Genomic DNA, 11091 nt, shown 5'->3' with positions numbered 1-11091 from the left:
CTGTTGACCGGTGGAGTCGGGCTGGGTCTGCTGATCGGTGGAGTCGGGCTGGGTCACTGTCGGGATCGGGCTGCCTCGGTTGTCGCTCGGTTCCTCTGCTCGGGGTGGGTCGTCGATGGTCCCGGGAGAGGGCCTGGACGACACGTTCCAGTAACGGGATAGGCCCTTGAAAAACCACGTCAGACGGCTGTACGACGGGAAATAGCGTCTGACGCTCGTCGCACAGCGAGCTCACACACTGCTTCGAGTCGGGTCGCAATACGTGTTTGTCGGTCACGCTTGAATTACTCGGATACCCCGTCTCTCGTCGACGGGTTCGACGCGGTTCGCGGTTGCTGTCGGCACCGATGGGAGCGTCTCCCGCCGCCCACTGGACGGCTGGGTCAACGTCGCGACGGATACGGATCGGACGCGACACGAGGTGTCGGCGGTCCCGCCGGGGCAGAACGGCGGCGCCCGGGACGTGACCGTCGGCGCCCCAGAGACGATTCTCGGCCGCGGTGGGCTTCCGTCAGTGATGTCGAGTGGCGTCACCCGTCCGGGGCGCGCGAGCGAGAGACGCTCGACGAGAACAGCGCGGAACTGGCCTGCCCCCCGTCACCGGCCCAGCGCCGGGGGTTTACTCAACCATCGTGTAGCTTTCCCAGTATGAATCGCCGCGGGGTTCTCACAACTGTGGGCGTCGGGCTCTCGGTCGCGACAGGACGATGATGGGACTCCCGGTGCTCCCTTCGAGCATCCAGGAACGATCGAGAGGACGTTCGTGACCAACGGCGACTACCCGAGCGACAAGGCTCCGGGGGATGGCTTCCCACCTGCGGTTCCGGACCCGCCCTCGACCCCCGACGTCGATGCGTCGTCACTCCCGACCACGGATGTGAACGGCGAGTCGATGAAACTGGCACCGATCGACGCCGTCGTGAACTGGTGCCGCCGAGCCGAGGCGCGGTTTGTCGACGCCCGCCTTCACCGTCAGGCGGCCACCGGGCGACCTCGTTTCCGGCGTGGTCGACGGCTAGCGACGAGGGCGCCCTACAGTCGCCTGGGGTCGTCGCTCGATACACCACTCTCCCCGCCTACGCGTCTTCGCCGAACTTTGTCACGCTCCCGAACTCCCCGTCGCCAGTGCGAATCGTCTTCGCGAGCGCGCGATAATCGACCTCATCGGGCATCTCGCCGGGGTACTTGCGCTGGAAGAAACTCACCACGTTCTCCACGTCGCGTTCCAGTAACTCGTCGGCGTTCTCGTGATCGGTTGGGACCGCCTGGGGCCAGTCGAAGACGGTGATGCCGCTCTCGGCGACGGCGACGTTGTGCTGGCTCATGTCGGCGTGGACGTAGCCGGCGTGATAGGCGTCGCGCATCTCCCGGAGCACCAGGTCACAGACGCCGGTCACCTGCGCGGGCGGGAACGAGGCGCGAGCGAGTTCGACCCCCTCGAACTTCGCCATCAGGATGGCGTGGCGGTTCTGGTCCACCGGCCGCGGGACCGACACGTCGGGATAGAGATCGGCGAGCACCTCGTGCTCCCGCTCGGCGGCTTTCCGTGCGGTGTAGAACCACGAGACGTGATGGCGGTCGGCGGTGTACTCCCGCTCCTTGTCCACCTTCCGGAACCCCGTGTACCCTTCGCGGTGGTATTTCAGCGCCATCGGCTGGTAGGACTGCACCTCGTAGACGTCGCTCTCCTTGCCGACGCCGAGGGAGGCGCCCACCCCATCGATCGTGCCCCGTTCGGAGAACGTCCGCAGCGCGAGACAGTCGTACCCCTCGAAGGTGAGCCGGTAGCCCTCGTACTGCATCGTCTTGCGCTCGACCAGTTCGCGGTCCGCACAGCGGTCGAGTCGGTACTTCGTTTCTTCCTCGGTCATGTCGGCGTAGTCGGGAAGCTTCTCCAGGTTCACCCACTCGGAGAAACGCATCCCCTGTTCGAGCCCGGAGAGGAGGTAGAAATCCTCGGCTTCGAGCTCGGCCATGACGCTCGCGACGTTGCCGACCATACGTGTTCTGGGTGCCGGGCGGGAAAAAGGGTGCCGCGTTATTCGTCGCGTTCGCTCGGTTCAGTTTGACGACGGTTGAGAACGGGAATGGGAACGGGAACACCGTGAAAGCCCCCGCCCTTTCATAATGATTACGGCGAATAGTGTCATCGACGGTGTCGAACGACGCCGGTTCAGGGGCTCCCCTCACCGACACGGATGGTCACGGCGGGACAGACTCGCAGTAATCACTATCAGTCCAACCCGACAGCACCGCTTACGCGCCTTCCCAGCCGACTCCTTCGCTCACGTCGTTCGCTCAGTCGTCCTCCGAGAGTGCACGCTCTCTCGTGCTCCCGCTCGTTTCACTCGCGAGAACCTCGCGCTCGGGCCGCGCACGGGGGCGTGGCCGCTTCGCGCCACCGCAACGCGCGTCGACGGGGCTCACTGTCTTCTCCTCGTTCCCCCAAACCACGGCCCATAACCGCTTTCCCCGTGCCGCCGAACCCGGAACCATGACCGATGCTGACGACATTGCCGACCGGGAGTGGCGGTTGATCCGCGAGGAGGCCCGCCCGGGGCCGCTCAACATGGCGCTGGACGAGGTGGCCGCCGAGACGGCCGCCGCGGGCGGCCCGCGCACGGTCCGGCTCTACCGCTGGGAGCCGAGCTGTCTCTCCATGGGCTACGGCCAGGCGCCCGAAACCGTCGACTGGGCGTTCTGCGAGGCCGAGGGCATCGATGTGACCCGGCGCCAGACCGGCGGCGGTGGGATCTACCACGACTCACTCGGCGACATCTCCTACTCCATCACCGCGCCCGCTGTGGAGCTCCCCGGCGAGCTGATGGAATCGTACCACCTGCTCTGCCCGCCAGTTCTCGACGGCTTCGCCCGGCTCGGCGCCGACGCCGACTTCGTCGAGGAGGCCCGTCCCGCGCTCTACGAGCCGGCGTGTTACCTCCGCGCGCTCCATCCGGCCCACGACGTGGTCAGCGACGGCGGCACCGGCCGTAAGCTGGCTGGCAACGCCCAGTACCGCCAGAAGGAGGCGGTCATCCAGCATGGCTCTATCACCTACGACGCTACGCCCGAGCGCCACCTCGGCGTCTTTTCGGAGCCGGGCGTCTCCCCCGAGGCGTTCGAGGAGCGCGTCGCGGGTGTCACCGATATCGTCGACGTCACTCGGGAGGAGGCAGTTGCGGCCTTCGAGTCCGCGCTCGCGGAGTGGGCCGACGCCGAGGACGGGGAGTGGACCGAAGCGGAACTGGCCCGCGGGCGGGAGATCGCCGCCGAAAAGTACGGACACGATTCGTGGGTGCGCGAGCGCGAGGGGAGCGAGCGCTGAATCGCCACAGGTCTGCCGGCTTCGGACCAGCTGGCGACCCTCGCTCCGCTCGGTTCGTGTGATCCGCTCCGTCGACGCACGGTTCCGAACTCGATGGCGAGGCTCGCGTCGCTCGCCCCGCGTAGTTCGAATCCTCCCGCTGGTCGGTTCCGAACTGCTTTTGCCGGTCGCTTGCCCAGTCCAGCCATGCTCAGGATTGGCGCGCACGTCTCCATCGCCGGCGGGGTCGGCAACGCGGTCGAACGGCAGTTGGATATCGGTGGTAACTGCGGCCAGGTGTTCACCCACTCCCCACAGGTCTGGGACCACGGCGACATCAGCGACGAGGGTGCCACACAGTTCCGCGAGGAGACCGAAGCAGCGCTCGCTGGGCCGTGGGTCATCCACTCCTCCTACCTCGTCAACCTCTGTACGCCGAAGGACGACCTCCGCGCGAAGAGCCTCGACTCGATGCAGCAGGAGGTCGACGCCGCCCACGAACTCGGCATCGAGTACGTGAACGTCCACCTCGGTGCCCACACCGGTGCGGGCGTCGACGGCGGCATCGAGAACGCCATCTCGGTTATCGACGAGCTGGACATCCCCGATGGCGTCATGGTGCTGGTCGAGAGCGACGCCGGCAGCGGCACCAAGCTCGGCGGCCAGTTCGAGCATCTCGCACGCGTCGTCGAGGGGACTGCGGCCGAGGTCGGCGTCTGTCTCGACACCGCCCACATGTTCGCGGCGGGCTACGACCTCTCGACGCCCGAGGCCGTCGACGAGACGGTGGCGGAGTTCGACGACGTGGTCGGCACTGAACACCTCTACTGCATCCACCTCAACGACTCCAAGCACGCCTGCGGGACGAACAAGGACGAACACGCCCACATCGGCGACGGCCACATCGGCGACGACGGCATGCGCCGCATCCTCACCCACCCGCAGTGGCGCGACCAGCCGTTCGTGCTGGAGACGCCGACGGAGGACGGCCGCAGCTACGCCTGGAACGTCGAGCACGTCCAAGCGCTCCACGAGGAGTAGTCAGCCTCGCCACTTCCGTTGTCGCAAACGGGGCAACAATCATATCCCCGCGTACCGATTGCACTGGCGTATGTCTGGGAGAACGATCAGCGAGATGGGGCCGGTGTCGTTCTCCCTCGAGAACGGAGCGCTAACGCTGCGTGATGAGGTCGGAGGTGGGGAGTTCATCCTCGAAACCGAGGGAGCCACGTCGTTCACGCCTGCGAGCGGGTCGTGGTTCGACGTCCCCGTGGACGGCGCGGTGAGTCTCGAAGTGGAATCGCTGCGGAGCGAGGACACCACGGCGGCGGCCGTTCGCGATCTCGACGGGGAGCATTACGGCAACGTCACGACCCAGCCGTTCTCTGTTGCCGCCGAGGGGACGTTTCTCGACCTCTCCGCGAGTCTGAAGACGCTCGTCTACGTCGAGCGCGGGACCATCACCGGCTACCTCGAAGACGCTGGGAACGATGCCGTCGAGGCGTTGGTGTTCGAGTTCGCCGAGCCGACGCAGGTGGTCATCGGCGCGCGGTCGTTCCACGAGGAGCCGGCGGCGACGATGACCGTCTCCGACGATCCCGAGGCGCTGATGGAGGCAGCCTCCTACCTCGGCTCGTCGATCAAGGAGTGGTCGGCCGAACGTTCGTGGCCGACGCTTCGGGGTCATCCGCCTGCAATCGAGATCGGGGAGGGGCTCGATATCCCCGACCCGCTTTCGAAGCCGGAGACAGGGGTGACCGTGGCCGTGCCGGCCGATACCGCCGCTGTCCTCCGGGTGACGCCGCTGGCCCACTATCTCGGCGCCGAGGTCGTTTCCGGTGACCGGGCGGAGCTCCGGTTCGACCGGCACACGGAACCGCTGGGCAGCGGGGAGCGGCTCGAGCAGTCCGTCGACGAACTGCTCGCCCGGTGTACGCTCCTCGACAGTCTCGTCCGTATCGGGGGCTACTACTCCAACCCGCGCGCAGAGTACGACGAACTCGCCCCGGAGCTCCCGTTCTACCCGCCCGAACTCTACGACGAGCCGGTCACCCAGCAGCTCCGGGAGTATCTGGAGGTGCCGTTCGATAGCCTGGAGCCGCTCCTGCCGCGCTGGCCGGCGACGGCGACGCTCCGACCGACGATGGCGGATGCGGAGGCAGTCCCATACCTGCTCAACTCCTTCGATCGAATCCACGTCACGGCGGATGGGCAGCCGCGGACGACTGGCGAGCCCTCCCCGATCGATAATTCGATTCAGCTGTCGACAGCCAGCACCGTCTCGCCGGGTGTCGCGTCGCTTCCCGAGGCAGGACGCCAGCGGATGGCGGCGCTGGAGCGCGCTCCGGGGGCGGAGGCGTCGGTACTGTTCATCGGCGATCCGCCCTCGGCGGGCGGTCGGTTCGACCGCGTGAACTGGGCACAGGTCGACATCGGTGAGGGGACGCCGACCGCGGAATACCGACCCGACGTCACGCGTGCTGAGCTTCGAACGGTGCTGCGGGGAGAGTATCTCTACGTCCACTACGGCGGCCGTGTGACGACTGCGGGGTTCGTCTGCTCGGACGGTATCCTCAGCTTCGACGACATCCCGAACGGGGATGTCGGTGTGGTGTCCTTCCGGTGGGACCGCGCGGAGACGGCGCCGCTGACGGGCCTGTTCGACGGGGTGACAGTCGCCGCGCTGCCGGAGCAGCCGCTCTCCCTGCACGCGGCCGAGCGGTTCGGAACGTATCTCGTGTTCGGCTACTCCGTCGCACTGAGTACACAGCTCGCGGGGTTCTATGAGAGCTCGCGTTTTCTCGGCGACGGGTCGCTTTCGGTCGCGGTTCGGCCCTCCGGCGATCCGCCGGCGATCTTCTCCGTTGTGGCGGCCGACGGTGACGCCTACCGCGTATCCGCCCGCGCTCCGATCCCGCTCGAAGACACCGTCGGCCGGACGGCCGCCCTCTTCTCGCAGGAGTGTCCCGATACGTTCCACTTGGCCGACAGCACCATCGCGTTCGACACGCCGGTCTCGGCCGATCGGCTCGCCGAACTCGCCGAAAACGGGGGTGTCATCCGGTTCGAGGCAGCGAATATCGATGGGGAGGTCGAACCCGAGGTGCTATCTGGCCTGGGGACGGTCCCCGACTATCAGTAGCCGATACTGTCCAGCTCCCCGGGGTTGATTCGACGCCGATGCAGCCCGAAACCGTCGACGCGTTCGCGAACTACCTCGTGCTCGGTTACCCACCAGTGCAGGCGGCTCGGTTCGTGTGAATCGCCGGCGCGTTCAGGTTCGTCGGCGACGCACCGCTCTCGCTCCCAGAGCATGCAAACGGTGCGCTCATACTCATATTCGAGGTTGAAGCTGCCGGCAACGATGGGTATCGTGCGGTATTCCGCTGTCAGATCTCGCGTCGCAATAGGTTCGGCTCTCTGTTGTGCCCGGAGCCCGTGGAAGATACGGTGTCTTACCTGAACGGATACGTTGCGCGGATGGACGTCTCTCTCTCCGTGGTTGACATTGTCGATATCGCCGGGGATAACCATCTCCTCCGTTTCAGCGGTGAGCCGCCGGACGCGGTTCCGCGGGGATCGATCCTCCAGGAATACCGGGACGGGTGGCCACGTGAGGGAAGAACGACGCAGCATCTCGCAGCCGTTCGGACGGCACCCAGGAGCCCTAATCCGAGGGAGACTTACCGCTCCTCTCCCAACCTCCACCATGCGACTCCCCGTTCTCGTTGCCGTCCTGCTCGCGCTGGCCACCATCCCAGCCGCCGCGGTCGGCGCGCCCGTATCACCCGCGACGAGCGCTGCCCCGGCGGCTGTCGACGCGGCAGCGGAGACCACCATCTCCGGCACGGTCAGTTACCTCAACGGAAGCGCCGTCGCGGACGCGATTGTACTTGTGGGGACTCAGAGCCTGTTCGAGAACGCCTCGACTGCTGAGCTCCGTGACATCGCTGCCGACCCGCCCGAGAGCGTCGTGACGGCAACGACCGACGAGTCCGGTTTCTACGAACTGACTGTCGGCGACGACGTCGACGCCGAAGCGGTCATGGCGGTGTCCGACGAAGGGGTGAGCCGGCTGCGGCGCTACGAGCCGGGGACACTGGATCTTACGCTTCGGACGACCGAGCCACTCGGGTTCACCGCAGAGCCGGTGACTAGCGAGCCCGGTGGCCGGGCAACAGTGACGTTCACGCTGGAACACACCGGCGACCGAGCAGTCGAGGGGCTGAAGCTCACCCTCGGCTCACTGCCCGACGGCTGGAACATCGCGTCCACCAGTTCGGAGTCCGCGACGTACCACGGCGCCAACCGCACGTTCACCTGGGGCGCCGTCGAGCCCGACGAGACCGTCTCAGCGGAGCTGAAGCTGTTCGTGGCGATCGAGGCGACTAACGACTCCGAGACGTACCAGCTCCCGATGTTCGCGGGAAGTGACACCCACCCTGTCGATACCGAACCCATCGAGATAACGGTGCGCTACCCGACTGAACGCCCGGAACGCACCCAAACTGAGCTCCCCGGCTTCGGCACACCCGTGCTGCTTGGCGCGCTCGGGATCTTCGTCGCCGCCCTCCTGGCCCGCCGCCGGAGCTAACCGCCACCGACCCACTTTTCTCCGCGCCGGGCGGACCCGGTGCCGTGCGCGAGTTCACCGCCGAGTATCTCGAACACACCCGCCGCGGGATGTGGGAGGAGACCGCCGCGCTGGCCCCGCTCTCGCTCGACTCCCGCGAGCGCGTGCTGGACGTCGGCTGCGGGACGGGTGAACTGACCCGTGTGCTCGATCGCGAGACGCCCGGCACGGTCATCGGCGCCGACGCCGATACCGGGCTGCTGGACGTTGCGCGCGAGCAGACGGGGCTGCCGATGGTCGCCGCCGACGCGACCCGGCTCCCGTTCCCGGACGACACGTTCGACCTGGTGGTCTGCCAGGCGCTCCTCATCAATCTCCCGGGGCCTGGGGCGGCAGTAGTGGAGTTCGCTCGCGTTTCATCGGACTTCGTGGCGGCAGTCGAGCCGAACAACGCCGCCGTCGAGGTCTCGTCGACGGTCGAGGCCGAGGAACGGCTGGAGTCCCGTGTTCGGGCGGCGTATCTCGAGGGGATCGGGACGGATGTGGCGCTGGGTGATCGGGTGGAGACGCTGTTCGAGAATGCGGGGATATCGGTCGTTGCCGACCGGGTGTATCGTCACGAGAAGCTGGTCGAACCGCCCTATTGTGAGCCGGCGATGGAGGACGCTGCCAGGAAAGCGAGCGGTGCCGGGTTGGCCGACCACGAGTCGGAGATCCGGAACGCGGTGGGCGAGGAGTACGACGAGCTTCGGTCCGAGTGGCGGTCGATGGGGCGAGAGGTTGTTCGGGAGATGGCGGCGGGGGAGTACAGGCGGCGCGAGGTTGTGCCCTTCGAGGTTACTGTTGGTCGAGTCTGAAACGGTTCCTGTATGGATTTCGGGATCGTTGGATGATGTGCCAGCACTGCGCACAGGGCTGCGGAGTGTGCTTGGACAGTTGGGACCGCAAACAACTCCGCGGTGCTGTTGGCGGTTGTCGTCGCGGCGCCAGTGTTTGTACCCGAAACTAACCCATCGTAAAAACAACGAAAACCGAGAATACACCAACGAAACCCGCCAATACCACTACTCAAATAGCTTCCATCGACGTCAACAACCGACATTTCCGACAGACCTCACCCGACGTCGTCGATCCGCACTCTACACACTCCTTCAACTCCCCACCCTCGGAGGAATCGTACGCAGCAGCCGCCAAGGAGGCCAACTCCTCGTACCCCGACATAATCGAGTGCCGCGTCCCCGGGTGGTTCTCCTCCAGTTTCAACAGTAGTTCCTGAATCTCGCCGCGGTACGCCTCACTCGCGTGGGGACACTCCGTAATGTGGGCCGGCAGGTCCGCAAGATGCGCATAGAGCGCGACTTCCTTCTCCGGCACGTCCCGCAGCGGCTTCGCACGCGGGACGAAGGAGTCGCTCTCCTCGCGCTCGTCGAAGCCGCCGAGGGAGGCGTCGAAATGCTTGGCCACCTGGCGGACGTCCCCCTCGAGGAAGTTCATCAGCGCGGTCTGGGCCTCGTCGTCCAGATTGTGCCCGGTGAGTAGCTTATCGGCCCCAAGCTCCTCAGCGTAGCTCTCCAGCAGGTCGCGCCGGAAGACGCCGCAGTAGGCACACGGCGCCATGTTCTCCGGGTCCTCTTCCACCACTTCGTCCATCTTGACGCCGAACTCCTCCTCGTAGCCCACCACTTTGTGGGCCATCTCGAGGCGGTCAGTCAGCTCTTCGGAAGCGGCGAGAGACTCGTCGCGGTAGCCCTCGATCCCCTCGTGAATCGAGAGGGCGACAAGTTCGACTCGGGGGTCCTTGCCGAACGTTTCGTAGAGAATCTCCGTGAGGACGACGCTGTCTTTCCCCCCCGAGAGACCGATAACCCACGTTTCGGGCTCCTCGGGGGTCGCGTCCTTAGAAAGGAGGCTGTCCTCCCGGATTCGGCGGCGCACCCGCTTCTCGACGGAGCGCGTGAAGTGGTCCGCACAGAGATGCGCGCCGGAGTAGGCGGCATGCATGACGGCGTCGTCACCACACCGGTCACAGTCCATCGACGGCGAGTAGCAGGCGGCCGGGGATACGGGTTTCGGCTTTCCGACTGCAGGAAGCCCGGAATGGGCGAGCTCCCCCCGAACGCCCGCAGCAGGGCTGAGGCAATCGACATGCTCACCTACGGATTCGCGGCCGTGTCGCCACTTTCGAGGTGTGAAAACTGAAAACCAGATCAGCGAACCGTCCGTCTCCACGCCGCGTCAGCCGGAGTCGGCTTAGGCAGCGGGGGTCGCGGCCGAGGCGGACTCGTTCTCGGCGGCCTGGAGCAGCTCCTGGTACCGGTTCCGGATGGTGACCTCGCTCATGTCCGTCGCGTCGCTGACCTCGGTCTGGGTGAGCGCGTCGTTACAGAGCACGCCGGCGGCGTAGATGGCCGCGGCGGCGAGCCCGACGGGCGATTTGCCCGAGTGGACGTTCTGGCGCTTGGCCGTCTCGAGCAGTTCCCGGGCGCGACGTTCGGTCTCGTCCGAGAGGCCGAGGTCGCTGGCGAAGCGGGGGAGGTACTCGAGCGGGTCAGCGGGCTGGACCTCGAGGGAGAGCTCCCGGACGATGTAGCGGTAGGCACGCTTGAACGTGGCCTGGTCGACGCGGGAGACAGCGCTCATCTCGTCGAGGCTGCGGGGAACGTTCCCCATGCGGGCCGCCGCGTGGAGGCTGGCCGTGGCGATCCCCTCGATGGAGCGCCCCGGCAGCAGATCCTCCGCGAGCGCACGGCGGTAGATGACCGACGCGGTCTCACGCACGTTCTCGGGAAGCCCGAGCGCGGAGGCCATCCGGTCGATCTCGCCGAGTGCCTGCTTCAGGTTGCGTTCCTTGTGGTCGCGGGTGCGGAACCGCTCGTTCCAGGTGCGCAGCCGCTGCATCTTCTCGCGCTGACTGGACGACAGCTGATTGCCGTAGGCGTCCTTGTTCTGCCAGCCGATGTTGGTCGAGAGCCCCTCGTCGTGCATCATCTTCGTCGTCGGGGCGCCGACGCGGGATTTCTCGTCCTTCTCGGCACTATCGAACGCTCGCCATTCGGGGCCACGGTCGATGGCGTCCTCGTCGACGACGAGGCCGCAGTCCTCACAGACCGTCTCCGCCTGGGATTCGTCGTCGTGGAGGGTACCACCACACTCCGGGCAGAGCTGTTCGCTCTCGGTTTCGACTCGCTCGTCCTCGGTTTCGACTCGCTCGTCC

General features: G+C 66.4%; 9 protein-coding genes. 5 read left to right on the top strand and 4 right to left on the bottom strand.

Features of this window, described 5'->3' with window-relative positions:
* Nucleotides 1-1076 precede the first annotated feature (1076 nt).
* Nucleotides 1077-2000: a serine/threonine-protein kinase RIO2 gene (locus V5A38_RS12810; RefSeq protein ID WP_332326155.1), complete on the bottom strand. Its 924-nt coding sequence runs from the start codon at nt 1998-2000 to the stop codon at nt 1077-1079.
* A gap of 494 nt (nt 2001-2494) precedes the next feature.
* Between V5A38_RS12810 and V5A38_RS12805 the strand changes: the two genes are divergently transcribed.
* From V5A38_RS12805 to V5A38_RS12795, 3 genes are all read left to right on the top strand, one after another.
* On the top strand, nt 2495-3325 hold the full coding sequence (locus V5A38_RS12805) for a biotin/lipoate A/B protein ligase family protein (protein ID WP_332326154.1): 831 nt from the start codon (nt 2495-2497) through the stop codon (nt 3323-3325).
* A gap of 186 nt (nt 3326-3511) precedes the next feature.
* Nucleotides 3512-4345 carry a deoxyribonuclease IV gene (locus V5A38_RS12800; protein ID WP_332326153.1) on the top strand — a complete coding sequence of 278 codons (834 nt, stop codon included), beginning with the start codon at nt 3512-3514 and terminating at the stop codon, nt 4343-4345.
* Nucleotides 4346-4415: 70 nt separating this feature from the next.
* A complete protein-coding gene (locus V5A38_RS12795; RefSeq protein WP_332326152.1) occupies nt 4416-6446 on the top strand; it encodes a hypothetical protein in 2031 nt (676 codons plus the stop codon).
* Here V5A38_RS12795 and V5A38_RS12790 read toward each other — a convergent pair.
* Nucleotides 6440-6838, bottom strand: a complete 399-nt coding sequence (locus tag V5A38_RS12790; protein WP_332326151.1) for a hypothetical protein — start codon at nt 6836-6838, stop codon at nt 6440-6442. The two genes, V5A38_RS12795 and V5A38_RS12790, sit on opposite strands and share 7 nt — an antisense overlap.
* A 175-nt stretch (nt 6839-7013) precedes the next feature.
* Between V5A38_RS12790 and V5A38_RS12785 the strand changes: the two genes are divergently transcribed.
* Complete coding sequence (locus tag V5A38_RS12785) at nt 7014-7898, top strand: hypothetical protein (RefSeq protein WP_332326150.1); 885 nt, start codon at nt 7014-7016, stop codon at nt 7896-7898.
* A gap of 44 nt (nt 7899-7942) precedes the next feature.
* Entirely contained in the window at nt 7943-8734 is a 792-nt protein-coding gene (locus V5A38_RS12780) for a class I SAM-dependent methyltransferase (RefSeq protein WP_332326149.1), read from the top strand.
* A 211-nt stretch (nt 8735-8945) separates the two neighbouring features.
* On the opposite strand, the gene V5A38_RS12775 is transcribed toward V5A38_RS12780, so the two are convergent.
* Nucleotides 8946-9911, bottom strand: a complete 966-nt coding sequence (locus tag V5A38_RS12775) for a TIGR00269 family protein (protein WP_332326148.1) — start codon at nt 9909-9911, stop codon at nt 8946-8948.
* A 216-nt stretch (nt 9912-10127) separates the two neighbouring features.
* The coding region (locus V5A38_RS12770; RefSeq protein ID WP_332326147.1) for a transcription initiation factor IIB at nt 10128-11091 on the bottom strand (964 nt) is incomplete at its 5' end.

This window comes from Halolamina sp., assembly GCF_036626355.1.
Lineage (GTDB): Archaea > Halobacteriota > Halobacteria > Halobacteriales > Haloferacaceae > Halolamina.
The sequence above is the reverse complement of the archived record's forward strand: the minus strand, read 5'-3'. Positions and strand labels throughout refer to the sequence as shown.